Below are 26,154 nucleotides of genomic sequence, written 5' to 3' on the forward strand. Positions count from 1 at the left end.
ATTTCATCGATTAAGTGACTAAATAATAGGACGAAAAACATTGATTTTACTGCTAGTTGTAGCATTTTAAACTTATTAACAACCAAAAATTTAATATTTTCTAGACTTAATACCAATCAAGTAGTACTACCTTAATAGAAGAATCACCATCATTAACTAATTTCTTAAATCTTTCAATATCACTTAATCCTTCGGTTCCTCTATAATGATATGGATAAACATGCTGAGGCTTAAAGTCTAGAACAGCGCTGGCTGCGCTATCTACAGTCATAGTATAAGGTAGATTCATACAGACAAATGCTTTATCGATATTCTTTAGGCTTCGCATTTCTGGTATATCTTCTGTATCTCCAGATATGTATATGCGTTGATCATTTATAGTAAGCACATAACCATTACCACGTCCTTTAGTATGATACTTTAATGCTTCTTTTCTGAGATTATACATCGGTATAGCTTCAATATTAATAGTATTGTGCTTGTAAGAATCGTTATTATTGAGAGTAACAATAGTTTTACTTGTCGTACTTGATATTTTGTCAGTAACTGCTTTTGGAGCTATTATAGTTACGTCACTTAAGTTTAATGCTTCAAGTGTACTGTTACTCAAATGATCACCATGAATATCTGTTATCAATACTAAAGTTGGTGGTTTTTGTCCTTTAAAAGCCTCTAAACCACCTACAGGATCAATATAAATAATTTCATCTTCATTTTCTATAACTAAAGTTCCATGTGTAATGGGTATTATTTTTGCAGAAGGGTCAGATACTACTTCTTCTTTAGAAACAGAAGCTGACTCGTCTGCTTTTTCATTTTTACAAGCAAACACAATAGAAATAATAAGTAATAATAAGGTTTTAGATAGTTTCATATCCTTGGCGTTTTTCTTTAAAGATATAGAAGAAGTATTTATTATTAAAATCTTGTAACATTTTAATTGCAAATACTACTTATAATTTAGCTGGTAAAGTTTTTATAGTCATAAAAAATTACCGAAATTGCTTATCCGAAAATTGTTCAACCAAATAATACTATAAATATGTCTGATGATTTTGATTTATTAGAAACAAGTTCCAACGAAAAAACCGAAAAAGTTGATGTAAACTGGGGAAAAGCCATTGACCAAATGAAGTCAAAATTGGCACAAGAGGATGATCCAGAAAGTCGTCAAAAAATATTAAATGCAACGTTGGATAATGTTGTGGACATGGCAGAAAAGGATAGAACTACCTTGCTAGATGCGATTAAAGATCTTACAGATTACCAAGATGAAGTAGGTATTATGTTTGAAGGCTTTTCAGCATTAAATGCCGCTGAGCAAAAGATTATTGATGATGCCATAAAAAGATTAGAACGTGCTAAAGTTGAACTTGAAGATGCCAAAAACAAACCAGATACATGGTGGAATAATCTTTGGGGAAGAAAAGGTAAGATAAGAGATGCAGAAGTAGAACTACAAAATGCGCAAAAAGAGCGTGATGCTTCAGATAACAAAGCAAAAGCTATGTTTCAACAGCGTATTGAAACTGCAGATGTTCAGACGTTGTTAAATGAATTATCTTTTAAGAGTCAAGCTGCAATTAAGCGTTTAAAAGACAGAGAGCTCGAAATTAAAGAAGTTGAAGAAAGTCTAAAAACAGCAATAGTTGAGGCTAGTAACAACCATACTAAGGCACTTCAAAAGAAAAAAGAGGTAGAGGCAAAGCTTGAAGAGCAATATGCTTTATTAAAACAAGCACGTCAAGCACTAGAAGAAGTTGCAGACAAACAATCTACCGAATATTCTGAAGCCTTAGAAAAAGTAACGCAATTAGAGCAAAAAGTTGAAGAACTAGAAGGTTTGAAAAATGCGTATACAACTTTAGCGGCTTCAAAAGATAGTTTTGTGCATAAGCATAATTTAACCATTAAGGTACTAACGTCTTTGCGTAGTAATTTACAAACACATAGAGCTAAGTTAAAGTCAGATACTGACGAACGTTTAAAATACTATGATGGCTATGTGGTAGCGTTAAAAGCACGTACAGACCAAGAGTTTGCAGCCATTTTAGAGCATTTGGGTGTTAAGACCGATGAACATATAGGCGAAACCTTAGCTGCGATGCATACCGCAAGTGCTAAAGCACGTCAGGAAATGATGGATAATATACCTGTTCATGAGAAAGTAATGCAAGGTGTTTATGGTAGTTACGCTGAAGCTTTAGGTGAGATTAGAACTAAAGATGCAGAGATTCAGAAAAACTTTGCAGATCGCTATGGTATTGATATGAAAGAGATTTTTGACGAATACTATAAAGCAGATCCGAATGCACCATCTGATGGAGGTGAACCAGCTGGTGAGCCAAAACCAGAGGCTACTGAAGATGATTTGTTAGGGTAATTTTTAGTTGCTGAACTACATTTCAGATTTGATATATCAACTTATACTATACACTTGATTTTTTACAGGTGAATATTTAAATGGAAAATTTTCTAAGAAAAATAAAACTAATTGATTCGTTTTCTACAACGTTGAATACCTCTAAGTCTGATTTTACTTCAGCATTACGAAATCATGTTGATGAAGCCGAAATTGATAGTTTCTTTTCTGGTGTTTTTGAAATGTTTTCATCAAGTGAAAATAAATTCAAGGGTTTAGTAAGCCATAGCGGATTTAAAATAAGAAAGCGAAGACGTTTTTTTGAGAGAAACTTTGGAAAGGCTATAGCTAAAGGTAATCTTAGAGAACAAGGAGATAAATTGGTGATTAATACAGAAATTAATGCTTTTAATAACTATATGATTTTTATGTTTGGTGCTTTGATTGTCTTTTACTTGGTCTTTTTTATCATCGTTTTTGGTAGTATTTTTTCTGAAAATTCAGAGCTTCCGGTTTTTGTACCAATCTTTGTGCTTGTTCATGCTGTATTTATGTTTGGAATCCCATATTTCATTATGCGAAAAGGAGTAAGACGTATGAAACAAGATTTAGAAAGAGAGTTTCATTTTATAATTAGTAAATCTCATTCACTTAGATGATTGTAACACCATTAGATTCAGCAACTTTAGACTCTAAAGAACAATACGTGTTCTATCACAAAATGATAGACTTTACACTAAAAGAGCTTATTGTTGCAGTTCAGGAAAAGCAGTTGCTTAACAAACAAGAAATCTTACTGTTTAAACAATATTGCGATCTATTGCTGTATTCTATTGAAGCCATGCGTGTAAAATATATGTATGACGATGAAGAGAATATGAAGGTAGATTTAACCGATTCTGGATTTCCAAATTATTTAGAATTCCGATACTTATTTAATGATTTGGAATTACGAGAAGACTATTTAGGAAGATTAACAAATATTGATGTTCTCAAAGAAGAATTTTTAGACACTTTAATGAGAAAGAAAGAGCCTATAGCTAAACGCAAACTCTTTCAAGCCGCTTCAATTGTCTATTATACATCTGCTAAAAAGGAATATATTTTTAATCGTTTTGTACAAGGTAAGATTATTGCGTCACCAAATACTTCTGTTGCTGAGCATTTGGTAAGTTGGAGTTTTTATGATGTATCTCACAACAGACCTTTTATTTGCTATTTGTATTTTGATTATGATGGTAGAAATGTGCAAGATTATAAAAGTGAAATCTACACAGTTTTAAAAAATACATCAGATAGAGAAATGGCGTTAGATACTATGGCTTATGCTATTGATAAGCGTTTACCAAAAGTATTGCCCAAACTTATAAAGCGTATCGATTTAGGACCAATACACAACGTATTTGCTAAAGATGAAAACGAAGTAACGCATGCTGTTTTAGATGGTATTGCCAAAAAAACGATTCCTCTAGAGTCTTATGCAGTTTCATTTAAAATAGATGAATTAAGCTCTAAAAGCGAATTTAAAGAAGGTAGTTTCTTTAATAAGCAAGTTTTTCAGAAGTGGGATAATATTTTTAGACAACGCTATGTATTTGCGCCACATCGTATTATACAATTGCTATACAATAAAACACCAGAGGTTATGAATAAGTTGGCAATACCACCAATTCAAATTTCTGAATTAAAAACTAATAACAAGTAGCGTCATAAACAGAAACGAAGCGATATGGTTATCTTTCTAATAGAAACAGGTTGCTTCACTTTATTCGCAATGACGTAAAAAAAACAATATGGAACACAATTCAACTTTTCCCATAAAACAAAATGAACTCAATATGCTTCGTGATGAAGCGACTTCATATTTAAAATCTATTCAATGGGAGCAAAGTCAACGTGCTAAAAACAAGGATAACGATGGTAAAGATGAATCTATCCTATTATACCTATCAAGAGCAAATAATGGGAGCAATGTCAATGTAACTTCGGTCTCTAAAACCATACTAGCTCTAAAAAAGCGTTTGTTGCCGGAGTCTGTTGCACTTCCAATATATTTAAATCAGACGTTATTTGCTGTTCAAGAAGGATTGACTTTAGGAATTTGGATTAAAGATTCTTATTATGATGCTTCAGGTCTATCTAGTTTGAGCGAAAATAAATCTGCTCTAGACAGTTCAGGCAAACGCGAATACGAAAGTAAGATGCATACAGCAACAGCATTTATGTTGTTTGCTTCTGCCTATAAGATCTTACACGATTTAAAACCACATGCATCAGACGATTTGTCTGTGATGAAACAAAAGTTTGCAGGCATTCCTGAGGTTTCACTTTTTTCCCCATTAAAAGGAATATCATGTCAACTGTTTTATTACGATAAGTATTTAGGTCATCCTGATATTATAAAATCAGACAAAGATGTTATTGACTTCACAGTGGTTTATTTCGAAGCTTTAATAGATGAAATTCAACTACGAAAAAGTAACTTAGAATATACCGAATCAATCACTGACAGAACTTATAAACTTGAAAAATCGGATTTTGCTGTTTCGGGCTGGGAAAATGTGTTTGCAGGTACAGCGGTGAGTGTTGAGTTTAATAAAATTCAATTTGAGCAAATTGTAGGTAATAAAGATGCTAAGCACTTTGCAAGACGTTTAACTGAACGTATACTAAGCTACGATTTTGAAGCTAAGAAAAATCCATTTCAAGAGCTTGGAGGTTTTATGCCAGTATTTATGGGTTACGGTATTCCAGGAACAGGAAAAAGTATGTTGATCGCTGCTATCGCTACCAGGTTAAAAGAGCATAGTGAAAACTTAGACATTCCATTTTTGTTTCATCCAATGCCAGACACATTGATTAGTACGTTTCAAGGTGGTTCTGCTGAGAAAATGGTAGAGTGGATGAAACCTTTGCAAGATCCAACACGATTAATCTTTGCACCAATAGATGATGCTGAAAATAATTTACAAGAGCGTACAGCTCAAGGAGTTTCTGCTGGTGTTAAGGAAGTAATAGGTGTGTTTTTAAGATATACGGAAGGGGCTTATGCCGTTAATTACGGAAATAGTTCTATTGGTTTATTTACCAACTTACCAGAAATGTTAGACAAGGCTGTAATTTCACGCGTACAAGGGCGATTTAAAATCGATGGAGCGCGTAATGAAAAAGACTTTGTAGATCAGGATCACTTATGGTGGAGAAAGCTAGAAGATACAATGCCAGATTTTATAAATATGAGTAACCCTAAGGATTATAAATATTTAGACGCACAGCAAGTCGCAAAAAATTTAGGTGAGATTTTAGATAAAGTCGATAAGCCAACAGAAGAACGAGTTTTAGATACATTTAATAAAGTTGAAAATAAGTATAAAGATTCTGAACATATGTTCTATGCACATTTATATACAGAAATTCAGAAGATATTTCCATTCTTTTCGTCTCGTGATGTGCGTAATATTCAAAAAGCAGTATCGTTGCGTTTAACGGATTTTGATTTGGAAAAAGATTGGTTTGAAAATCCTGAAACTTATTTCAAACAAGATTACGATACCAAATTCGGAATGTTGCAAGAGTTAATGAGAGCCAATATGAAAGGGCTCGACTTTAGTGATATTAGAAGACAAGAAGTCGTTCGTTATTTAGATAACGTTGCAACTATAGCAGACACTGACTTTAAACGTAAAGTTGATGCTAGGATTAACCAATTGAATATTGAAACTGAGGCTCGGGAGCAGTTTGGGAAATAGAAGTAATTTATGAGTAAATTGGAATTGGACCATATAATTGGATATTTAAATGATAAGTCATCAACTCATGATGCATATTTTGGTTTCACTTATGAAGATGATTGTCCTCATATACAGGCGAACGAAGATGGTTTAAAGTTATTTTCTAGACAATTGTTAAAAGCCATAAGACTTTTTGAAGATCGAAAAAATAGTGAAAATCCAACTATAAGTATTGAAGGTGGTGATTGGCTTATAGGAGAAGATTTTTATAGTTACATAGAACCTGTCTATGTTTCTAGAAAAGAATATTTGAAAAAGGAAAATAAGAGTAGCACTAAAGATTATGTATATAATACCATTGGTCTTACAATTTTTGGATTGATTATAATTTCAATAATAGTTGGATTTGGAACGATGATTAGTTGGATATTCTAATGAAAACGCAAAATCTAAAAAATATAAATAGAATCACTCTTTCTCACGAATGGGCTAAACTAGATAGAATTGATTATGATTATCAATTTAAAAATGAAGAATGGAAAAGTCTATCAAGAGAATGTTATAACCGTGGCGATGGTGCTGCAATATTGTTATATAATATCGAAAATCAGACAGTGATTTTAACCCAGCAATTCAGAATGCCGATTTACGAGAGTAATAGAAAAGAAGCAATGTCTATAGAAGTTTGTGCAGGCGCAATTGATAATAGTGATACTCCTTTAGACACTATAATCAGAGAGACAAAAGAAGAAGTTGGTTACAAAATAAAAGAAGCCGAACAAGTTTTAACAGCATATACATCACCAGGTGCATTAACCGAAAAAATGTATTTATTTATTGCAGAGTATAACACAACAATGAGGATTAATGAAGGTGGAGGACTAGATAGTGAAGATGAAGAAATAGAAGTCTTAGAAATGCCATTTTCTAAGGCTATTAAAATGATTGAGAAAGAAGAGATTATTGATGCTAAAACGATAATGCTTTTGCAATACGTGCAGATTAATAAGTTATTAGATTAAATGGATAAATTAAAAGAAGCTAATCTATATAGAAGTGAACTCATTCCGGTAAGTGGAAAGTTAGTTGAACGTTATAATAAATGCCTTAAAACGCTTGGTTTTACAGAGACTAAACTCAAGTCGTTTTATATTGATGGAGTAGGTTGGAGTCCAGAAGTTGCAGAAGAAAAGAAGGATATACAATACCTTAATCATGGTGATGCCAATCCTCATGGAATCATAATATCACCATTGCAAAAAGGAAAACCTGTGTATTTGCCTTTCCACTCCTTTGATAGAGAAATGATGCAGCATGTATTTAGAACACATGGTCAAAAAATTAATGATATTACCAGAGATTCTGCCATTTGCATTGATTTTGATCAAGATATTGATGTGTTTTATGAGCCTTTGGATATTTTAAAATATGACGATGTCAGTATTACTTTCCGATTAATCGATAATTTAGAACAAATTCAAAAAGATCAATTAGAGCTTGTACACAAATTTAAATCTGCGAATAACTTTATAGATGAAAGTATACATCAGCAATTATTAGATTCTGCAAAATCTTATGGAGATTTAAGAGATAGAGATTTAGAATTACATCCATTGCATTTTTCAACAGGTTCGTTCTATTCGAGAGCATTCGATGGTGTATATTTACTTAGAGATTTTATAAAACCAATTGTTGTTTTTGAAAGCAAAGAATATTACAAGGAAGCCATAAAAGATACGATTCATGATGTGCTGATTTACCATATTGATCAACCAGAATTAGTAGATAAACTAAAAGATCACATCATTATTGAGTGTGATTTGGAGCATATTGTAAAAACACCAAATTACGAAAGAATTAAGAAGTACGAATTAGCACAATTCTTAAAAGAGACAGAGCATCCAATTAAGGATATATTAAATGATAAAGTTTTATTTAAAAGTTATTTAAATAAAATTGATATTAAAGCGCGTAAGCAGGTGATGGGAGTAGAACTATATCTCGAAAAATTAGAGCGAAGCAATGCTCATAAAATAGAGGACATCGTGGATCAATCCTTTTATTTTGCTCTACATCAACCGCATTCATCTTTATCAGCTGAACACCGCGATCTAATTCATAAGCTATTAATTAACATAGCACCAAAGGATGTCTTATTCTTGTACTGGTACGATAAAGAACAGTTTTATAAGAGTTACGAAGGTTGGGGTGATTCTTTTAAGGATTGGGTAATAGATCGTATTAGTAACAATATTTGATAATTTTAGACTAATTTTATAAGAACCTTAAACACAGAAACAATGGGAATAGATATTATAGTTTTTATAGCATCAATATTATTTGGTATTTTCTTGTACTGGCGAGAGTCTAATGGTAATGGTGTTTATCGTTTTTTAAACAAGGTTGTAAATAGTAAAGAATTACAAATGAGTCCCGATAACCCAAAAGGATTTGTTTATAAGCAAGCATTTATACCAAGACTAATATTTATAGTTACATCGGTACTTGTAATCGGACTTATTATTCAATTTTTAACACCTATAGAGGTTTTTACTAATTATTTTGTACTCTCTGGATTTGCATCGTTTGCTACTGGAACCTTAATAGGAACCTACTTGGCTAATTTTGTTATTAAAACAACTGAAGTTGTAGAAGAAAAAAGTGATTCTATTGGTGATTTGGTTGATGATGCTGTTGAAAAAGGAAAAGATTTTATTGACGATTTAAAAACTAAAGAACCTAAAGTAGTTGAAGAAGCTAAAAAAGAAATAGAAACTGAGCCAGAAGTCGATAAACAAAGTGCTCGAGACCGATTGAAAGATAAGGGTCTTATGTAAAAATATTCTCAGTTTTAACTAAATCGATACTAATAAAAACAGATTGTTGTAGCCAACTAAAAATTAGCTTAGCAATTAGAATTAAATACTATGATAAAATCATACTGGAATAAAGGAGGAAAACAAAAACGAATCACAATATTTCTTGCACTTTTATTGCTAATACTACTATTCTTTTTTAGAGACGATTATCAGCCAGTCTTACTATTCTTAAGAAAGTATATTTTTGTAATCTTAGTCAGTTTATTGATTCTAATTTTAGGTTTAAGAAAATTTAGAAGAACATCGAGTACAGGTGGACGATTGGGAATTTTAGCGCTTCTAATAGTGTTTTTTGGGATTATATACGTGTTTGGATGGCATTATAAAATGTATGATTATATGAAAACTTATAATGTTTTCAATAGTCTCAATAAGGTTGAAATCGATGAACTTCCTCTAACACAAAACGAGCGTATTCAACCCTTAAGAAACATTTTTTCTATGGCGAACGAAAGCGTTGGTGAAACCAAAGATGTTTCTTTACCACACTTAGTTAGAATCGGTACAGAGAACAAGTGGACTATGGCAATTCAGCCAAGCGAGAAGTATATTATGCAACGTATTAGTGATAACACAGAAGAAGTATTTTCTGTAAGCAGCACAACACCCTTTCCTAGATTTTCTAATGAAAACCGAATCGACGTCACTTTTTCTATTGGTGAATCCTTAAAGTTCAGCAGAAACACGTATAACGCGGTAGTACAGCGTTTTAATCCTTGGATGTTATTAAATTATGAGCCAAGCGATACATTTTACATGAAAAATGATGAAGGTAACTGGGTGGAAGTCGTAAGCTTGATAAAATGGAAAGGCTTTTTCTTTCCATATCCAACATTTGGAGGTGTAATGATTATAGATAGTGGTGAACACGATTTTAATGACTATGTGGAGCGAATTACCATTGGAAAAGGAACATTTGTACATCCAGATGACATAAAGAATTATCCGTTTTTAAATAAACAAAATACATTAGCCGAAGAAGTTTCACAACTTCAAGCAGAATCTTTAAAGTTTTTAGGAGGATTCAGTGACCCATTACCTTGGAATATGGAAACTGCCGTAAAAATTCCGCTGATGCCAAAAGACCAAAATCAACAACCATACGTTACTGATTTTGATTTTACAGGAAGTAATTCTGATGCCTATAGTGGTTTATACCATTGGTTTGGGTTAGAGCCAGTAGGTGATGAGCGTACCAGCTTAAGTTATAGTGTGTTTATTCCTGCCGATGGTACAGATAAAATGTACTATTTTGATCATGCAACAAAAAAGCAAGGGTATGCAGGTGTTTCTGCTATGCCATTAAAAGTGAAAGAATCTCGTAAAGAGTATGATTGGAACGCAAGTACACCTGTTGAGTTTAGGCCTTATATTAAAGATATTGCTGGTAGAAAGCGCATGTTCTTCTTAGGAACAATATCTTCTATAAGTGCTACTGACGCACAACAATTTGACGGTTCTGCAACACCAGATTTAGTCTTAATAGACAGTGAATATAGAGATGTGATTTGGATAGATGTAAAGCATCCAAGCACTTGGGATGAAGAAGTTTATAATCAACTTAATGAAGCTTGGAGATCTAGTGAAGGTATTGGTTATTATTTTAAAGAAGAGCCAAAGGATGAAGATATTATGGAAAAAGCTTTAGACTCTTTAAAGATGATTCCAAAGGTTGAAGATAATTCTTCGCAAATAGAAAAATTACAACGTGAATTGGATTCTTTGAAGGCAGTTGGGAACTAATGAATAGTTAGAGTTAATTTATGAAAAAGCACCTGTCAATTTTTAAAATCTTTATTTTTTTAACCATTCAGTCCTGCTCTAGTCAACATTTTAAACAGAAAATTGAAGTTGACAATTCGTTAAATTCATTTGATAGAAAAGTAGATTCTATTATTGCCAATAAAATGAATACTTACAATATTCCTGGGCTATCAATTGGTATTGTCAAAAAAGATTCGATAGTATATTCAAAAGGCTATGGAGTAAAGAATATTAATACTAAAGATTTAGTTAGCAAAAACACAAATTTTCATACTGCGTCCATTAGTAAATTGTTTACGGCTCAAGCAATAATAATGCTTGTTCAGGAAAATAAAATTAGCCTTAACACCAAACTGACAGAGGTCATTCCAGAATTATTATATAAGGATGAAAGAGTGAAAGATATAACGATAAAATCTCTACTTAATCATACATCTGGTTTAACTGACGTGAGTAAATATAATTGGGAAAACAATAATCAATCTGACAATAGTTTGAGGGATTATATTATAGGTCTTACATTAAAATTACAGTCTGAGCCACATGCAGAATATAACTATAGTAATTTAGGATATAATATTTTAGGTTATGTGGTTGAAAAACTATCTAAAACTAGTTTTGACGAATTTGTTAAAGAAAGTATTCTTGTTCCAAGTCAAATGTCAAATAGCGATTTCAGATATTTTAAAATAGCAGATTCAATAAAAACATCTCCACATTCTAAAAGAATGATCTCTAAAAAGATATATGAACGAAAAATTTATCCTTACACACGAGAACAAGCACCTAGTAGTACTCTAAATTCATCTGCGAATGATTTGAATAAGTGGATGATTTCATTTTTAAAATCATCTGACAGCTTGAGTTCGAAAAAAAGCTTTGCAAGAATGTCTCTACCAAGCTTTGAACAGTATCCCTATATTGGTTTGGGTTTTCAGTTAAGCAATCTGTACAATGAAAAAGCTATTGGACACTATGGAGGTGATAAAGGATATAGAAGTTACTTGATAATGGTTCCAGAAAAAAGAATAGGACTAGTTTTATTAGCGAATTGCGATTATGATGAAGATTTTAGACAAGAAATTTTGCATCCAATATTAAAACTAATTATAAATGAATAGAAAAATATCTCAAGTAATTGTTAAGGCTAAGATTTGAGAATTTTGGGAATTGGAAAATCGATAAATTTTTAAATTTGACAAAATCCAAATAATTGAACAAACATTAATATTTAATTCTCATAACTCCAACAACATCTTAATATCAGAACGGACATAAGGACTATTCTTCTCAAGTTCTAATTCCTTAAATCCATATTTGCGATACAAATAAATAGCATTTTCTAATTTAGTGCTAGAATAGAGTAGTAGGCCTTTTAAATTTTGTGCTTTTCCAAAATCAATACAATGTTGAAGCAGTTGTTGCCCAATTTTTTGTCCACGTTCTTCTGGTAATACAGCCATTTTAGTTAATTCTAAAATTCCAGATTCTTCTGTTGGCATGAGGGCAACAGTTCCAACAACTTTATTAACTTTCATTGCAAAGAATATAAAACCACCTTTGTCAATAATGTATTTATCTGGCTTGCTTAAGACTTCTTGGTCATAAGGTTCAACATAGAAGAATGTTTTTAGCCATTCAATATTTAGATCGTAAAAGCTTTGTGTGTACTTATTATTAAAATCAATAATCCTAATTGCCATGTGCTCTAATAAAATCTGTGATTAAATAGGTAATGAGTTTGCCAACTTTAGTAGTAGACTTTTTAGTTGGTGCGGCTTCACAAATATGCAAATAAGTAGCATTTTTATGTTTTCCGAAATAATGTACAAACTGTCTAGCTTGTTTTACACTAAAACCACTAGAAGTCATAGCACTACTTGGAATATTCTCAATAGCATCGCAATCTATTTCAATTCCAAAATTTTTACCAGAAACATGATTTAATGCTGTTTCCATTTCAGATTCAAAATCTAGTTCATTCCGTACTTCAATAGCTTCATAACTAGTGTATTTGACTGATTTTAATTTCTTTATAGTTTTTAGTAAATTATTAGATGTGTAATTTTCGTGTAAACCAAAAATGAAATAATTTTTAAGGAAACCTTCTGCAAATGCATAACTAAATCCATTACCACTATGTCTGCCTTCTTCGGCTCTAAAATCTGTATGTGCATCAAAATTGATAGCATTGACTTTATCGTTTTTTGCTAATGCAGAGCCTTTTATGTTTCCATAGGCGTTGTTATGACCACCTCCTATAACTATAGGAATTTTACCAGCTTTTATAATAGAAGAGACCATATGAGTAACATCGTTATCTATTTGTTCTACAAAGTTTCTAGCTTTTGTTGTATGCCTCTTTTTAGATGTATCTAGGCTAATTATTGATTTTCTCATGTCTGAATAATCTAAATGGCCTAATATCAAAACGCGTTTTGCACTTGTAAAGTTATTGCTTTGGATGTTTAACAAAACTTTAAGCGCAGCATCCCAAGCTTTGTAAGTTCCTGTTTTTCCGTTATTTGCATAAACTCCAATGTCTTCTTTAATACCAAAAATAACATAGTGAACATCTAAATTATCAATTGCATCGTATATGTTAGTGAGTTTAGTTATTAACTGAATATGTTCTCCAAATTTTGATTCACCTTTTCGTTTCTTTAAAAGATGTTGTTTTTCTTTTTCTGTAAATAAAATGAGATTTTGCATTTGGATACTTAATTTAAAATAAAAGTACAGTTTTATTTAATGACTTTAAACTCAAATTAATTTTTAAAAAGCGAATTAACAATAACATTAAAACAAACAATTTATGGAAGGCTCACAAAAAACAAGTACAGGTCTAAAAGTTGGATTAGGAATATTATTAGTTTTATTCTTAGGAACTGCGTTTTACACATCTAAGCTTTACACAGAAAAGCAAGAGACAGAAAAGACATTGATTAGCGAGAAGCAACAAGTAATGAACGATCTTAACAATATGGCACAAGAATATGATGCCGCTATTGCAGAAGGTGAAGTTAAAAACCAAGATTTATTGGCAGCAAGAGATCGTATTCAAGGTTTAATGGATTCATTAAAAATATCTCAAAATAGCGTAGGCAGTTTATGGAGATACAAGAAGAAATTTTTAGCATTAGAAGAAGAAATGGATGTTCTATTAGCTGAAAACGATCGTTTAAAAGGTGAAAACCAATACTTAGCATCGTCTTTAGATAGTACACAAGTACAGCTAGCTGAGCGTACTATGTTCACTGATTCTCTTTTAGTTCAAAACACAGAACTAGCTACTGTTGTTAAAGATGCAGCAGCTTTGCAAACAGTTGGATTAGTAGGAATGGGAGTTCTTGAAAGAAGTAGTGGTAAGCAAGTGCCTATGGAGCGTGCAAGACGAAGTGATAAAATTAAAGTTTGCTTTACCGTTGCTAAAAATATGTTGACAGAAGCAGGAGATAAAGAATTGTATGTACAAGTCATAGATCCTTTAAACAACGTATTAGGAGCAAATGATCAAGTACAATTTGACGACCAAGTATTAAACTATAGTTTAATAAGTCGTTTTAACTACGAAAACAGAAACTTAAATATTTGCGAATATGTTTCACCTTCAGATGATTCAAAGTTTGAAGCAGGACGTTACAAGATAAATGTATTTAATGATAAAGCATTAATTTCTTCTTCAGAATTTACACTGAAATAAGAATTGATTATTTGATTGATTGATAGCAAAAATCCGGAAGTGAAAGCTTCTGGATTTTTTTATTGACTTAATGCTAATATGCATTGTTCCCTTATATTCCAAACCTCTTTAAAACTATATAGTATATCATTTTCTTTTATCCAAGATTTAAGAAATTGTTGATGAAGATTAACCTTATAACTACCAATTTGCTTGGCTTCTATATCTTCTTCATATAATATGGAATCATAAAAACGATTAGAGGCATTAGTTGATGTAAAGTCAAATATCTGTTCTTTATATTTTAAATATGTGTGTGCTTCTGGTATATAGATTAACCGGTGCTTGCTAAGTACAGACCCAATACCTTTAGTATTTGAAGCATTCATTTTGTATATGCCTAAGCATAATGAAATATATTCAATACTATTTTCAACAGTCAATTGCTTTAAAAAAGCATGCTTTGTAGAGCATGTTCCTTTTTGTTCTTTAATCACTGAAGCAAAATCACTTCTGTCAGAATTTCTACCATAAGGAAGTTCTTTTACTAGATTGCAGACATCCATAAAGTTTGTAACTCCAAATTCTAGGCATTGCCTAGATAAAGATCCTTGGTCAGAAATTTTAAAATTAAAGTAATTGTCCATTAATAATAACTTGTTCCACAGGATTATGGGCAAACGCATAAGGAATCTCACTATAATGATTCATTGGTTTTGTGATAATTAAATTTGCCTTTTTTCCTCGGGTAATGCTACCATACATATTGCTAATTCCCATGGCATAAGCACCATTTACCGTAGCCGCATTTATGGCTTCTTCAGGTGTCATTTTTAATTTTATACAAGCAGCACTCACAACAAAATTCATGTTACCACTTGGCGCAGAACCTGGATTATAGTCTGTAGCAATAGCTAATGGTAAACCAGCATCTATAAGTTCTCTGGCAGGAGTGTAAGGAATACCAAGAAAGTAAGAACAACCAGGCAACGCAACAGGAATAGTATTGCTATTTTTTAAAGCTTTAATATCGTCTTTATTTAATTCTTCTAAATGATCTACGGAAAGTGCATTGTGCTTTACACCCAAAGCAACACCACCAAGAATATTAAATTGGTTTACATGGATTTTTGGTCTCAAATTATATTTTGAACCTGCTTTTAGGATAGCTTCTGTATCCTTTATGTCAAAGTAGCCTTCTTCACAAAATACATCAATATATTGCGCTATATTTAGTTTGGCAGCTTTTGGGATAAGCTCTTCAGTGATTAGCTTAATATAATCCTGTTTTTTGCTTCTAAACTCTTCAGGAATGGCATGCGCAGCCAACAATGTAGGAGTAATTAAGGCTAAGCTCTCACGTTTAATACGTTTTATAACACGTAGCATTTTTAACTCAGCTTCAACAGTTAGGCCATAACCCGTTTTAATTTCTACAGCTCCAGTTCCCATTTTTATGAGCTCATCTAAGCGTTTTATAGATTGGATATATAAATCATCTTCAGAAGTATCTTGGAGTAGTTTTGCTGAGTTTAAAATTCCACCACCATTATTAGAAATTTCGGTATAAGTCAAACCATTTATACGATCTACAAACTCAGAAGTTCTATCTCCTGCATAAACAATATGTGTATGAGAATCGCACCAAGAGGGCAATACAATTTTACCTGTGGCATCTATGACGGTTTCGGCTTCAATGCCTTCACAATTTTCCATTTTACCATATTCAATAATGGTATCGTGCTCTATATAAACATAGGCATTCTCTTTTACAGTAAGTCTTTGCATATCGCTACCTTTTAGTACAGTAAGATTGTGCTTATGAACTTGAAGTAGTTGTTTTATATTGGTTATAAGTATTGACATATTAGTAAGTTGTTTTTTGTAAAGATTGTTATTTTTTTGAACAAAAAAAAGCGCTTGTCTATATTAAACAAGCGCTTTAATGAAATATAATAACAAAAACTCTTTTATCCTTTTATAAATTTATAAGTAAAACCATTATTGATTTTAATAGTATAAATACCATTTGATAATTGTGATACATCAAGTGCTTCATTAGTATATAATGTTTTTTCCAAGACTTTTTTACCTAAAAGATCAACTATCGAAATTTCGATTGAAGTATCGCTATAACCAGATATGTTTAAAACATCTTTAGCAGGATTAGGATAGATGCTAATGGTGTTTGATTCAAAATCGTTAACACTTAAAAGATTAATTCTATTTTCCATCCAATCAACAGTATCACTAGAATTACCAATAGCAGCTATGTCGATATCTAAATCGCCATCAAAATCTGCTGCAGTAACATGGAACATTTGGTGGTTGTTATCAACAATCAATGTTGGAGTAGCGCTAGGGCTAGCATTAGCTGCTCCTTTAAACCAAACTATAGCATCATCCGCTGATCCTCCATCGGTTAAAATAACATCATTTAATCCATCTTCATCAATGTCGGTAACAAGGATGGCGCCAGGTCTATCGATAATAGTCTCATCGGAAATGGTGTTTGCTGTAGATGCACCATTTTTTATTTTGTTAAACCATTCTACTTCACCCGAGGAATTATCTAGTTTAACAACATCCATTATTCCATCATTGTTCACATCTGCAAATGCAACTACCAATAAAAAAGAGTTACCACTATCTACTGTTTGCGTGTCTTTAACCCAAGAGACTGAAGTAGGATCACTACCATCATATTGGTTATAATAAATTTCAACAGATTGACTATTCACAAAACCAACCACAACATCCAAATCGCCATCAGCATCGAAATCCGCGACATCAATATGGTAAGGCCCATCAGTTGTGGCACTTTCTATGGTAGTTTCTACAAAAAAATTCCCCATTCCGTCACCAGAAAACCATTGTGTCCAGTTACTGCCATAGGATGGCACCACTATATCTATGTGATTATCACCATTAATATCTCCAGCAACCACATCTCCCGGTGAAGCAATATTACTCGCAATTGAAACTTCTGTATAGACATAGGTGTTATCCATACTTGTTGAACTCAGGTAATACACTAACTTATTCTGGATTGCTGAACTTGCAACAATATCAAAAGCTCCATCTTCATTAACATCGGCTAGCGTTAAACCATCAACCCATCGTATGGTTGAAGAAACAATAATCTCAACAGGAAAATTTCCATTGCCATCATTTAAATAACATTTAATGTAATCTTGAAGAGGAGTACCTCCATTGTAGTCATATGTAGCCATTACGAGATCCATATCTCCATCACCATCAATATCACCAGATGCAATTTCATAAGGTTCATTACCAGTATTAGGGTCTACATTACTTAGTATCCAAGCTTGAGAGAAATTTAAATTACTGAAACCAGCAAAAATTAAAATTGTGAGTAAAGTTTTTTTCATATTAAATAGTTTAAATCTTTTGTAAGATAGTCATTCTTTATTTTAAACTGCCAACCATGTCTTCTGGTTTTACCCATTCGTCATAGTCTTCAGCAGAAACGTAACCTAAATTAATCGCCTCTTCTTTTAAAGTTGTTCCATTTTTATGCGCTGTATTTGCAATTTCTGCCGCTTTGTAATAGCCTATTTTGGTGTTTAAGGCTGTTACTAACATCAATGAGTTATTCAACAACTCTTTAATAACTTGATGGTTTGGCTCTATACCACTAGCACAATGCTCATCAAAACTCACACAGGCATCACCAATTAACTGAGCCGATTGTAAAATATTTGCAGCCATCATTGGTTTAAAGACATTAAGCTCATAATGACCTTGAGTGCCACCAACAGTAACAGCAACATCGTTACCCATTACTTGAGCACAAACCATAGTTAATGCTTCGCATTGTGTTGGGTTAACTTTTCCTGGCATAATAGAACTTCCTGGTTCGTTTGCCGGAATTATAATTTCGCCAATACCAGAGCGAGGACCAGAAGCCATCATTCTTATATCATTTGCTATTTTGTTTAAAGATACTGCGATCTGCTTTAGTGCTCCGTGTGTTTCTACGATGGCATCATGTGCAGCTAAGGCTTCAAATTTATTTTCAGCAGTAATAAATGGCAATCCAGTAAATTCGGCAATGTATTTTGCGACAAGGACATCATAACCTTCTGGTGTGTTTAATCCTGTGCCAACGGCAGTTCCTCCCAATGCTAATTCGCTAAGATGTGCTAAGGTATTTTCTAAAGCTTTTAGACCATGATCTAATTGCGACACATAACCAGAAATTTCCTGACCTAGTGTTAACGGAGTTGCATCCATTAAATGTGTACGACCTATTTTTACTACATTTTTAAATGCAATGGATTTGTTATGTAATGTATTGCGTAACTGAATGATTCCAGGAATTGTAGTTTCTACAACTTTCTTATATGCTGCAATATGCATACCAGTAGGAAAGGTATCGTTAGAGGATTGCGATTTGTTAACATCATCATTTGGTTGAATGGTTTTCTCTCCTTCACCTATCACTTTACCAGCAATTTGATGTGCTCTGTTTGCAACCACTTCGTTTACATTCATATTGCTCTGCGTACCAGAACCCGTTTGCCAGATGACTAAGGGAAATTGATCGTTGTGCTTATTATCTAATATTTCATCACAAACCTGCGCAATTAAATCGCGCTTCTCCTTAGATAAAACGTCTAATTCGCAGTTAGCAAAAGCAGCCGCTTTTTTTAGATATGCAAAACCGTGTACGACTTCTAAAGGCATAGAAGCAGGTGCACCAATTTTAAAGTTATTACGTGATCGTTCTGTCTGTGCTCCCCAAAGTTTGTCTGCAGGCACTTTAACTTCGCCCATCGTATCTTTTTCTATTCTGTAAGTCATTGTGTTGTAATTTATATAGGTATTACAAAATTACAGATTTTGAAAGTTAATTAATACAGAATATGGGCTTTTATTTGAAGAATTGTAAAGCCTAAACGTTAATAAGTTTTGTCTCTAAAAGCGAAATATACGTTGTTCTACGTATTGATAATCTACTAGGAAAAAACTAACTTCGCTTACTTGTACTGAACTTGTTTCAGTAAAATTTGATATAGGTCATTAAAACGGACCCATATCACTAAGTTGTGCTTCATTATTTCTCACTCAATTGAAGTTAAATAATTATCCTACCTTATAAGAAATCTATAACCAATGATAAAGTTCTTTAGAAAAATAAGACAAAACTTACTATCTGAAAACAAAATTAGTAAGTATTTGATTTATGCCATTGGAGAAATAATACTTGTGGTTATAGGTATCTTAATTGCCCTCAACATAAATAACAAAAATGAGCAACGAATAAAAGCAGAAAAACTCGACACTATTTACATTGAAATTCAAAGAGAACTAGCATTAAATATTAATAGAGTTTCATTTCTCATTGATTTTTACGAGAAAAAAGATTCACTAATTTATTTGGTACTAAATAATAAATTAGCAAAAGCAGATTATATTAAAACACCAGAAATTTCTTTTGTTTTATTTGACAATCATCAATTTAACATTCAAAATAAGGGCTATTTGAGATTAACTAATGAACTTGATATTTTACCTGAAAATTTTAGTGCTATTCTAAACAAATTGAATATAGTTTATGAAGAAAATAAATATGTAACAGATAACGCTCAACGGCAGTATAATGAATTTAATTGGAACTCAGCAAAAAGTTTATCTGATTCAAAAATTTGGTATTTAGATTTTTTTTATAAGAATAATTTGAATGATGAAGCTCTTGAATATATGATTAACGACCCTTTTTATAAAAATAAGGTATTGGATTATAAAGTATTTTATATTAATTTGTATTTGCCAAGATTTAAGAAAAATGCAGTAAGTGCATACGAAGCCTTATCAAAAATAACTGGCAAGAAAGATCATATCGATACATCCATTTATTTTCAAACCGACGATGACTTGTCAAAATATGTTGGTGAGTTTAAAATTAATTCGAATGATGCTAGATTTAATGAAGAAGAAGGATATAATATTATAAATTTTGAAGTAAGGGATAGTCAATTTTACTGCACTATATTTGGAGATATTGAAATTGAACTGTTCCCACACGCGGAAAACGTTTTCATTTTGGGTGATCAGGACGATGCTAAATTTAGCTTTATTCAAAATGAAAATGGTCATACTACAGGATTTCAACTATTTAATGAATCTGTGTATACAGATTGGTCAAAAATTCAATAAATAGCGAAAGCACAACACCTTGTATAATTAATTGCTGAAACACGCAACGAAATCATACGCAACAACGTTAAGCGTAACTGTCAGTTTCGCATAAATATTAACCCTCAACTTTAGGCAAATGAACACCTCGTGTTAGTAAAACAACACCCATTGCTACCAGCCATAATACTTTAACATGGAATAGTGGTTTATAGATTTCGTAATTATCTGGTATACCCATAACAATACCCATAGCAGCAAGACCTAATAGCACTGTAAACCAGCCCAACCATTTACTAACGATATGCCATTTAATAAAACCAGCACCCAATAATACCAAGCCAACACCAGAGAACACACGCCCAAAACGAATAAAGCAGGTCACATACTGGTTAGTATATAGAATATCATTGACAAAGGCTTGGATTTCGGTTGCAGATTTTCCTGCCGTTTCACCAACTCCCCAAGCACCAAAATTATAGAAATACGCATTAGCAATTGCTAAGGTAAACGTACCAATAATTACCATACCAGCACCTGGCAATAGCATTACACGATAAGGTTTACATGCTGTAGCAGCTACTAAGGCAAAGAGTGCAATACCCATAGTTACCCAACCAAATATATGAATACGGTACATCCAAATCCATGTCCATACATCTTCTCCAATAGCCTCAAAATCTTCAGCGACAATATACTCACCAATATGATGTGGCGATAAGGCCCAACCTAGCCATAGCATTAATGCAGCAGCTATAAAAGCCCAACCTGTAAATTTAGTTTCAAAATCTTTTTTTATGATATTCATCATTGTGTGTTTTTAAGTAATTTTTCAATTTAGTGTTATCAATAAAATATGTTTGTAACATTAGTTACAGAGGTTGAATAGAGAAACAGTAACTTGTAAAGTCGATTGATTAAATTATAAGTTTTTGAAAAGAAAAGATTTTATAAAAAAGACAACTCTAAGTTCCTTAGCAATGGTTATAGGAGCAGAGCTTGTTTTTGGTTCAAAAATGCTTGAAGGTTATATCCCATTAGCATTGCAAGATCCTGACCCTTTTAAGCTATTTAATAAGCATAAGGACATGGTTGTGCTAAATGATAAACCTTGGAATATTGAAGCACAAGCCCATTTATTGGATGATAAAATCACACCGAATTCGTGCATGTTTATTAGAAACAATGGATTGGTACCAGAAGGTATTGATGCAAAAGCATGGACGTTGACTATTGATGGTGAATCGGTTAAAAACCAAAAAACATATACACTAGAGGAGTTAAAATCTAAGTTTAACCATCACACCTATCAATTAACATTAGAATGTGGAGGTAATGGACGCGCTGAGTTTAATCCTCCGGCAAAAGGCAACCAATGGACGGTTGGTGCTGTACATTGTGCCTCTTGGACAGGTGTGAGATTACGTGATGTTTTAGAAGATGCAGGTATTAAAAGTAATGCGGTTTATATAGGGTTTCATGCTGTGGATAAGCATTTGAGTATGGATCCTAAAAAAGAACCGATTTCTAGAGGTTGTCCTATGTCTAAAGCCTTACAAGATGAAACCATTTTGGCTTTTAAAATGAATGGTAAAGCTATTCCTTTAATTCATGGTTATCCTTTGCGTTTGGTTGCTGGTGGTTGGCCAGCTTCAGTGTCTGGCAAATGGGTAAACAGAATTAGTATTAGAAACAAAGTTCATGATGGTACAAAAATGACAGGAACTGCGTATAGAGTTCCATGTAAGCCAGTTGCACCAGGCGAAAAAGTGAAAGATGAGGATATGTGCATTATCGAATCTATGCCTGTAAAATCATTAATTACGTATCCTAAAACTGGAGCAATAATCAGTAAGAGTAAGTCTCTAAATATTAGAGGACATGCTTGGGCAGGAGAATTAGAGGTCGCTAAAATGGAATATTCCATAGATTTTGGGTCGACATGGAACACCTGTACTATTGAAAAGCCAGCCAATCGTTTGGCATGGCAACATTTTTCAGCACGTGTTGATTTTCCAAAAAGTGGTTATTACGAAGTGTGGGCAAGAGCAACGGATACCAATGGATTAGCGCAGCCTATGTTATTGCCAGGATGGAATCCGAAAGGCTATTTGAATAATGCCTGCCATAGAATAGCAGTAAAAGTGAAATAAATGGCAGAAGAATTCAATTTTAAATCGGAAGTAAAAAAGCTTTATAGCTTATTACTGTTCCTTTTCACCTTGTTTGTCGTTGGTGGTGGAGGCTTAATTTATTATGTGAATAATCCTGATGTTTTTGATTTTGAGTCGAAAACAGAAACCATTGCTGTCGCTCCAATTGAAGAAGACGAAGACCGAATTGAAAATGGGATACATGTAAGGACTGGTTTAATTGATGCAGAAGGGTTAATGACTGTAGTCAATAATTGTACTAATTGCCATTCGGCTAAGATTGTGACTCAAAATAGAATGAATACTGAACGTTGGAATGCAACAATCAAATGGATGCAAGAGACTCAAAATCTATGGGATTTGGGCGGTAATCAAGAAATAATTGTTAATTATTTGGTTGCTAATTATCCGCCAAAAGCAATGGGAAGGCGTATGGAGTTAACAGATATAAAATGGTATGAATTGGAGGATTAGTTTTATAGCCATTACTCTGGTTTTGTTGTCTTGTCAAAAAGACAAGACGGTTATAACAAATACTAAAGTGTCTTACATAATAGAGGTAGAGACTTTAAAAACAGTGGTTGATGAGCCATATATAAAAATATTAGATTTCAGAAAAAAAGAGTTTTATGATAATGAACATATGCAAGGAGCAATACATATTTGGAGAACAGATATTGAAAATACATCCTTTCCATATGGTGGTATGATGCCAAGTAGAGAACAGATTGAAACTTTATTTGGAAAATTAGGTATAAATACTAATGATACAATTATAGTTTATGATGATAATGGGATGTGCGAATCCTCGAGATTATGGTGGATATTGCAATACTATAATTTTAAAAATATTAAGTTATTGAATGGAGGGTTTTCTGAATGGAAGGCAAATAAAGGACAAGTAACGACTAAAGTACCTAGACTAATAGAAACAGAATTTAAACTGAGTAATGAACCTAAGCTAGAGTATTTTATTTCAAAAGCGGAAATGGAAAATGCTTTACATCAAAATACGGTAATAATAGATACCAGGACTACGGATGAGTTTTCTGGTAAGCGACATAAAAGAGGTGCTTTTAAAGGGGGTAGAATTCCAAAGAGTATTCATATGGATTGGGCAAAAGCCATAAATCATAATACTGATAAACGTCTAAAATCTGTAGAAGAATTAGAAGCTATTTATAGCCTATTAAATTTAAATAAGAAGGATTCAATAATTGTGTATTGTCATAGCGGTGTAAGATCAGCGCATACAGCATTTGTACTTACACAGCTATTAGGATACAAAAATGTAAGGAATTACGATGGGTCATGGATTGAATGGAGCTATTTCGATAACTTACCTTTTGAAAGCGATAGTATAACGAAAAATTAAAAATTAAAATGGAAAAATATTTAGATGCATTTGTAAATGCTTTTACTGGCACAGCAGACTGGACATGGAAATCGATTTTATTTGAAGTACCATGGTACACCAATTATTTTTGGGGACTCACAGCCATTTCGCTTTTTGTGTGGCTTTTAGAAATTGCATTTCCTTGGCGAAAAGAGCAATCTATATTTAGACGCGATTTTTGGTTAGATGCGTTTTACATGTACTTTAACTTTTTTATGTTCTCGATAGTAATTAGTGGTTTTTATGAAATTCTAGGCTTACTGTTTGGTGAAATCAATATTACAGCTAAAAGCATTGCGCTATTAGATATTTCAAATTGGGCACCTTGGGCACAGCTGTTGGTATTTTTTATTATTCTAGATTTTGTGCAATGGTTTACCCATGTTTTATTACATAAATATCGTTTTTTATGGAAATTTCATAAGGTGCACCATAGTGTTAAAGAAATGGGCTTTGCAGCACATTTAAGATACCATTGGATGGAGAATGTTTTGTACAAACCGCTTAAAACTTTTGGAGTAATGCTTCTTGGTGGTTTTGAACCAGAGCAGGCCTATATCGTTCACTTTATTGCCATTGCTATTGGTCACTTTAACCATTCTAACATTAAGATTACTTGGGGACCACTGAAGTATATATTTAACAATCCGGTGATGCATTTGTATCATCATGCTTTTGTGCTTCCAGAAGGTACCTATGGTGTTAATTATGGTATTAGTTTAAGTCTTTGGGATTATATTTTTAAAACTAATTATATACCAGAAGATAGTGGTACAATAGAAATTGGGTTTAAAGGCGATGATAAGTTTCCTAAAGATTTTATACATCAAAATCTTTATGGTTTCAAAAAAGGTGAGAAATAGTTTAAAACGTTATCACTATTTGGCTAATAATTTAATTATTAGCCAACAATTTACCATCAAGTACTTAAGTTTTAGGTTTGGTGTATTAGCTAATTCTTAATTGTGAAAACACTCAAAATTTAATTCCAAATTTAAAGCCTAGAGTAAAATTAAATTCTGTTCCGTCATCAACCCCTTGAATATTTGATCGTCTAAAATTTAAGAAATAGCCATCTATATCTTCATCCAAAACATCTGTTTCTGGGTTGTAATTTCGATTAGGATTTTTTATTTCCACAAATCTCAATCCAAAACCAGAATAGAGGTCGAGATATAAGCGTTTACCTATTGGGAAATTAATACCGTATTTTAGATTAAATACATCAATAGATTTTTGAACTGCAAACGTTTCTCTAACAAAGTAACTTATATCTTCATTTGTTCGCGTAAATCTTAAATCGTCATTAAACTGATAGCGTAAAAAGCGCGCTTCTAAGCCTATATATTCATTTATTCTTGGGTTACTAGAGACATTAACCAGATTATAATATTTCAACTCATAACGAAACATTCTACCTTTATTCTCTACAAGCTTAAAGTCTGGTTCACCACCAAGCCTGTCCGTATAAACAGTTCCGTATTCTCCACTAATACTCATGCGATCTGCAAAAAAGTATTCTGCACCAATGGTTAGCATAGGTTGAGAAAAAGCATCTATAGCTTTTAGAGGAGTTGTATAAATGAAGATGTCATTTTTATTAAAGCGGAGTGCTTTCTTTTTGGGTATATAAAATGTGTTAGTACTACTATCTATCTGAAAATATAAATGTTTCTGATATGTAAATCGTTTTTGGTTGGTTAAATCTACTAAAAAACCCGCACCAAAGGAATAAGGTATAAATAGATTAAAAAAGATAGCGGGAGATGTTTTTCTTGGAAATTTAAAATCGTTAGAAATGCTACCATTGCTTAATTTAATGACCAAAGAATCTTTTGTACGCTTCGGAAAAATTTCTGTTGTACCGTCTTCAACAGTTGATGTTCCATTGTTAAACTCTACTCTGGTATTAGTTGGTGCCGTAATGGTGACTCTAGTCGTTTTACCATTAACTAAAGTTGCACACGAGGTACATAAAAGTAATAGTAAAATAAGTTTCAGAAAATGATGCATCAAGGTGTTTTA

25 protein-coding genes are annotated in these 26,154 nt (G+C 32.6%); 16 read left to right on the forward strand and 9 right to left on the reverse strand.

Going from position 1 to position 26,154, the window contains the following annotated elements; genetic code table 11:
* Positions 1 to 106 precede the first annotated feature (106 nt).
* Positions 107 to 874 carry an MBL fold metallo-hydrolase gene (locus tag Q0822_RS09025; protein WP_299122726.1) on the reverse strand — a complete coding sequence of 256 codons (768 nt, stop codon included), beginning with the start codon at positions 872 to 874 and terminating at the stop codon, positions 107 to 109.
* A gap of 168 nt (positions 875 to 1,042) precedes the next feature.
* Between Q0822_RS09025 and Q0822_RS09030 the strand changes: the two genes are divergently transcribed.
* From Q0822_RS09030 to Q0822_RS09075, 10 genes are all read left to right on the forward strand, one after another.
* Entirely contained in the window at positions 1,043 to 2,383 is a 1,341-nt protein-coding gene (locus Q0822_RS09030) for a microtubule-binding protein (RefSeq protein WP_299122728.1), read from the forward strand.
* An 80-nt stretch (positions 2,384 to 2,463) separates the two neighbouring features.
* A complete protein-coding gene (locus tag Q0822_RS09035) occupies positions 2,464 to 3,021 on the forward strand; it encodes a hypothetical protein (RefSeq protein ID WP_299122730.1) in 558 nt (185 codons plus the stop codon).
* Positions 3,018 to 4,067 carry a hypothetical protein gene (locus Q0822_RS09040; protein ID WP_299122732.1) on the forward strand — a complete coding sequence of 350 codons (1,050 nt, stop codon included), beginning with the start codon at positions 3,018 to 3,020 and terminating at the stop codon, positions 4,065 to 4,067. The genes Q0822_RS09035 and Q0822_RS09040 overlap by 4 nt, the downstream gene beginning before the upstream one ends.
* 88 nt (positions 4,068 to 4,155) lie before the next feature.
* Complete coding sequence (locus tag Q0822_RS09045; protein WP_299122734.1) at positions 4,156 to 6,111, forward strand: AAA family ATPase; 1,956 nt, start codon at positions 4,156 to 4,158, stop codon at positions 6,109 to 6,111.
* Between the two features lie 9 nt (positions 6,112 to 6,120).
* Positions 6,121 to 6,528, forward strand: a complete 408-nt coding sequence (locus tag Q0822_RS09050; RefSeq protein ID WP_299122736.1) for a hypothetical protein — start codon at positions 6,121 to 6,123, stop codon at positions 6,526 to 6,528.
* On the forward strand, positions 6,528 to 7,115 hold the full coding sequence (locus Q0822_RS09055; RefSeq protein WP_299122738.1) for an NUDIX domain-containing protein: 588 nt from the start codon (positions 6,528 to 6,530) through the stop codon (positions 7,113 to 7,115). Before Q0822_RS09050 ends, Q0822_RS09055 begins: the two co-directional genes overlap by 1 nt.
* Positions 7,116 to 8,351 (forward strand): DUF6638 family protein, encoded by a 1,236-nt coding sequence (locus tag Q0822_RS09060; protein ID WP_299122740.1) that lies wholly within the window; start codon positions 7,116 to 7,118, stop codon positions 8,349 to 8,351. It abuts the gene before it with no gap.
* A gap of 42 nt (positions 8,352 to 8,393) precedes the next feature.
* Positions 8,394 to 8,930, forward strand: coding sequence for a hypothetical protein (locus Q0822_RS09065; protein WP_299122743.1), 537 nt, complete (start codon positions 8,394 to 8,396; stop codon positions 8,928 to 8,930).
* A 90-nt stretch (positions 8,931 to 9,020) separates the two neighbouring features.
* The gene (locus Q0822_RS09070) at positions 9,021 to 10,715 is read left to right on the forward strand and encodes a hypothetical protein (protein WP_299122745.1); all 1,695 of its coding nucleotides are present in this window, start codon (positions 9,021 to 9,023) and stop codon (positions 10,713 to 10,715) included.
* Between the two features lie 20 nt (positions 10,716 to 10,735).
* Positions 10,736 to 11,857: a serine hydrolase domain-containing protein gene (locus tag Q0822_RS09075; protein ID WP_299122747.1), complete on the forward strand. Its 1,122-nt coding sequence runs from the start codon at positions 10,736 to 10,738 to the stop codon at positions 11,855 to 11,857.
* Between the two features lie 117 nt (positions 11,858 to 11,974).
* On the opposite strand, the gene Q0822_RS09080 is transcribed toward Q0822_RS09075, so the two are convergent.
* Together Q0822_RS09080 and Q0822_RS09085 are read right to left on the reverse strand one after the other, a co-directional pair.
* The gene (locus Q0822_RS09080) at positions 11,975 to 12,439 is read right to left on the reverse strand and encodes a GNAT family N-acetyltransferase (RefSeq protein WP_299122750.1); all 465 of its coding nucleotides are present in this window, start codon (positions 12,437 to 12,439) and stop codon (positions 11,975 to 11,977) included.
* Complete coding sequence (locus tag Q0822_RS09085; protein ID WP_299122752.1) at positions 12,429 to 13,448, reverse strand: formimidoylglutamase; 1,020 nt, start codon at positions 13,446 to 13,448, stop codon at positions 12,429 to 12,431. The genes Q0822_RS09080 and Q0822_RS09085 overlap by 11 nt, the downstream gene beginning before the upstream one ends.
* A 103-nt stretch (positions 13,449 to 13,551) precedes the next feature.
* Here Q0822_RS09085 and Q0822_RS09090 point away from each other — a divergent pair, with 103 nt between their 5' ends.
* Entirely contained in the window at positions 13,552 to 14,439 is an 888-nt protein-coding gene (locus tag Q0822_RS09090; protein WP_299122755.1) for a chromosome partitioning protein ParA, read from the forward strand.
* 59 nt (positions 14,440 to 14,498) lie between these two features.
* Here Q0822_RS09090 and Q0822_RS09095 read toward each other — a convergent pair whose 3' ends face one another.
* The 4 genes from Q0822_RS09095 to fumC form a co-directional block, all read right to left on the reverse strand.
* The gene (locus Q0822_RS09095) at positions 14,499 to 15,065 is read right to left on the reverse strand and encodes a hypothetical protein (protein ID WP_299122758.1); all 567 of its coding nucleotides are present in this window, start codon (positions 15,063 to 15,065) and stop codon (positions 14,499 to 14,501) included.
* Positions 15,049 to 16,284 (reverse strand): imidazolonepropionase, encoded by a 1,236-nt coding sequence (gene hutI / locus Q0822_RS09100; RefSeq protein ID WP_299122761.1) that lies wholly within the window; start codon positions 16,282 to 16,284, stop codon positions 15,049 to 15,051. The genes Q0822_RS09095 and hutI overlap by 17 nt, the downstream gene beginning before the upstream one ends.
* A gap of 104 nt (positions 16,285 to 16,388) precedes the next feature.
* On the reverse strand, positions 16,389 to 17,810 hold the full coding sequence (locus tag Q0822_RS09105) for a T9SS type A sorting domain-containing protein (protein WP_299122763.1): 1,422 nt from the start codon (positions 17,808 to 17,810) through the stop codon (positions 16,389 to 16,391).
* 37 nt (positions 17,811 to 17,847) lie between these two features.
* Positions 17,848 to 19,245 carry a class II fumarate hydratase gene (gene fumC / locus Q0822_RS09110; protein WP_299122765.1) on the reverse strand — a complete coding sequence of 466 codons (1,398 nt, stop codon included), beginning with the start codon at positions 19,243 to 19,245 and terminating at the stop codon, positions 17,848 to 17,850.
* A 312-nt stretch (positions 19,246 to 19,557) separates the two neighbouring features.
* Between fumC and Q0822_RS09115 the strand changes: the two genes are divergently transcribed.
* Positions 19,558 to 20,601 (forward strand): hypothetical protein, encoded by a 1,044-nt coding sequence (locus tag Q0822_RS09115; RefSeq protein ID WP_299122767.1) that lies wholly within the window; start codon positions 19,558 to 19,560, stop codon positions 20,599 to 20,601.
* Positions 20,602 to 20,698: 97 nt separating this feature from the next.
* On the opposite strand, the gene Q0822_RS09120 is transcribed toward Q0822_RS09115, so the two are convergent.
* Positions 20,699 to 21,391, reverse strand: coding sequence for a hypothetical protein (locus tag Q0822_RS09120; protein ID WP_299122769.1), 693 nt, complete (start codon positions 21,389 to 21,391; stop codon positions 20,699 to 20,701).
* A gap of 121 nt (positions 21,392 to 21,512) precedes the next feature.
* Here Q0822_RS09120 and Q0822_RS09125 point away from each other — a divergent pair, with 121 nt between their 5' ends.
* The 4 genes from Q0822_RS09125 to Q0822_RS09140 are packed head-to-tail and all read left to right on the forward strand — an operon-like array spanning position 21,513 to position 24,992.
* Positions 21,513 to 22,733 carry a sulfite oxidase gene (locus Q0822_RS09125; RefSeq protein WP_299122772.1) on the forward strand — a complete coding sequence of 407 codons (1,221 nt, stop codon included), beginning with the start codon at positions 21,513 to 21,515 and terminating at the stop codon, positions 22,731 to 22,733.
* Complete coding sequence (locus tag Q0822_RS09130) at positions 22,734 to 23,207, forward strand: monoheme cytochrome C (RefSeq protein ID WP_299122773.1); 474 nt, start codon at positions 22,734 to 22,736, stop codon at positions 23,205 to 23,207.
* Positions 23,191 to 24,108, forward strand: a complete 918-nt coding sequence (locus tag Q0822_RS09135) for a sulfurtransferase (RefSeq protein ID WP_299122774.1) — start codon at positions 23,191 to 23,193, stop codon at positions 24,106 to 24,108. The genes Q0822_RS09130 and Q0822_RS09135 overlap by 17 nt, the downstream gene beginning before the upstream one ends.
* 8 nt (positions 24,109 to 24,116) lie before the next feature.
* Positions 24,117 to 24,992 carry a sterol desaturase family protein gene (locus Q0822_RS09140; RefSeq protein ID WP_299122776.1) on the forward strand — a complete coding sequence of 292 codons (876 nt, stop codon included), beginning with the start codon at positions 24,117 to 24,119 and terminating at the stop codon, positions 24,990 to 24,992.
* A 112-nt stretch (positions 24,993 to 25,104) separates the two neighbouring features.
* Here the strand turns inward: Q0822_RS09140 and Q0822_RS09145 are convergent, their stop codons facing one another.
* The gene (locus tag Q0822_RS09145; protein ID WP_299122778.1) at positions 25,105 to 26,142 is read right to left on the reverse strand and encodes a hypothetical protein; all 1,038 of its coding nucleotides are present in this window, start codon (positions 26,140 to 26,142) and stop codon (positions 25,105 to 25,107) included.
* Positions 26,143 to 26,154 lie beyond the last annotated feature (12 nt).

This window comes from uncultured Winogradskyella sp. (genome assembly GCF_947496485.1).
Lineage (GTDB): Bacteria > Bacteroidota > Bacteroidia > Flavobacteriales > Flavobacteriaceae > Winogradskyella.

What these genes read in the sequence shown, in the direction of transcription:
- Q0822_RS09025 (WP_299122726.1), bottom strand. Translation starts at nt 874, where the DNA reads ATGAAACTATCTAAAACCTTATTATTACTTATTATTTCTATTGTGTTT.
- Q0822_RS09030 (WP_299122728.1), top strand. Translation starts at nt 1,043, where the DNA reads ATGTCTGATGATTTTGATTTATTAGAAACAAGTTCCAACGAAAAAACC.
- Q0822_RS09035 (WP_299122730.1), top strand. Translation starts at nt 2,464, where the DNA reads ATGGAAAATTTTCTAAGAAAAATAAAACTAATTGATTCGTTTTCTACA.
- Q0822_RS09040 (WP_299122732.1), top strand. Translation starts at nt 3,018, where the DNA reads ATGATTGTAACACCATTAGATTCAGCAACTTTAGACTCTAAAGAACAA.
- Q0822_RS09045 (WP_299122734.1), top strand. Translation starts at nt 4,156, where the DNA reads ATGGAACACAATTCAACTTTTCCCATAAAACAAAATGAACTCAATATG.
- Q0822_RS09050 (WP_299122736.1), top strand. Translation starts at nt 6,121, where the DNA reads ATGAGTAAATTGGAATTGGACCATATAATTGGATATTTAAATGATAAG.
- Q0822_RS09055 (WP_299122738.1), top strand. Translation starts at nt 6,528, where the DNA reads ATGAAAACGCAAAATCTAAAAAATATAAATAGAATCACTCTTTCTCAC.
- Q0822_RS09060 (WP_299122740.1), top strand. Translation starts at nt 7,116, where the DNA reads ATGGATAAATTAAAAGAAGCTAATCTATATAGAAGTGAACTCATTCCG.
- Q0822_RS09065 (WP_299122743.1), top strand. Translation starts at nt 8,394, where the DNA reads ATGGGAATAGATATTATAGTTTTTATAGCATCAATATTATTTGGTATT.
- Q0822_RS09070 (WP_299122745.1), top strand. Translation starts at nt 9,021, where the DNA reads ATGATAAAATCATACTGGAATAAAGGAGGAAAACAAAAACGAATCACA.
- Q0822_RS09075 (WP_299122747.1), top strand. Translation starts at nt 10,736, where the DNA reads ATGAAAAAGCACCTGTCAATTTTTAAAATCTTTATTTTTTTAACCATT.
- Q0822_RS09080 (WP_299122750.1), bottom strand. Translation starts at nt 12,439, where the DNA reads ATGGCAATTAGGATTATTGATTTTAATAATAAGTACACACAAAGCTTT.
- Q0822_RS09085 (WP_299122752.1), bottom strand. Translation starts at nt 13,448, where the DNA reads ATGCAAAATCTCATTTTATTTACAGAAAAAGAAAAACAACATCTTTTA.
- Q0822_RS09090 (WP_299122755.1), top strand. Translation starts at nt 13,552, where the DNA reads ATGGAAGGCTCACAAAAAACAAGTACAGGTCTAAAAGTTGGATTAGGA.
- Q0822_RS09095 (WP_299122758.1), bottom strand. Translation starts at nt 15,065, where the DNA reads ATGGACAATTACTTTAATTTTAAAATTTCTGACCAAGGATCTTTATCT.
- hutI (WP_299122761.1), bottom strand. Translation starts at nt 16,284, where the DNA reads ATGTCAATACTTATAACCAATATAAAACAACTACTTCAAGTTCATAAG.
- Q0822_RS09105 (WP_299122763.1), bottom strand. Translation starts at nt 17,810, where the DNA reads ATGAAAAAAACTTTACTCACAATTTTAATTTTTGCTGGTTTCAGTAAT.
- fumC (WP_299122765.1), bottom strand. Translation starts at nt 19,245, where the DNA reads ATGACTTACAGAATAGAAAAAGATACGATGGGCGAAGTTAAAGTGCCT.
- Q0822_RS09115 (WP_299122767.1), top strand. Translation starts at nt 19,558, where the DNA reads ATGATAAAGTTCTTTAGAAAAATAAGACAAAACTTACTATCTGAAAAC.
- Q0822_RS09120 (WP_299122769.1), bottom strand. Translation starts at nt 21,391, where the DNA reads ATGATGAATATCATAAAAAAAGATTTTGAAACTAAATTTACAGGTTGG.
- Q0822_RS09130 (WP_299122773.1), top strand. Translation starts at nt 22,734, where the DNA reads ATGGCAGAAGAATTCAATTTTAAATCGGAAGTAAAAAAGCTTTATAGC.
- Q0822_RS09135 (WP_299122774.1), top strand. Translation starts at nt 23,191, where the DNA reads ATGAATTGGAGGATTAGTTTTATAGCCATTACTCTGGTTTTGTTGTCT.
- Q0822_RS09140 (WP_299122776.1), top strand. Translation starts at nt 24,117, where the DNA reads ATGGAAAAATATTTAGATGCATTTGTAAATGCTTTTACTGGCACAGCA.
- Q0822_RS09145 (WP_299122778.1), bottom strand. Translation starts at nt 26,142, where the DNA reads ATGCATCATTTTCTGAAACTTATTTTACTATTACTTTTATGTACCTCG.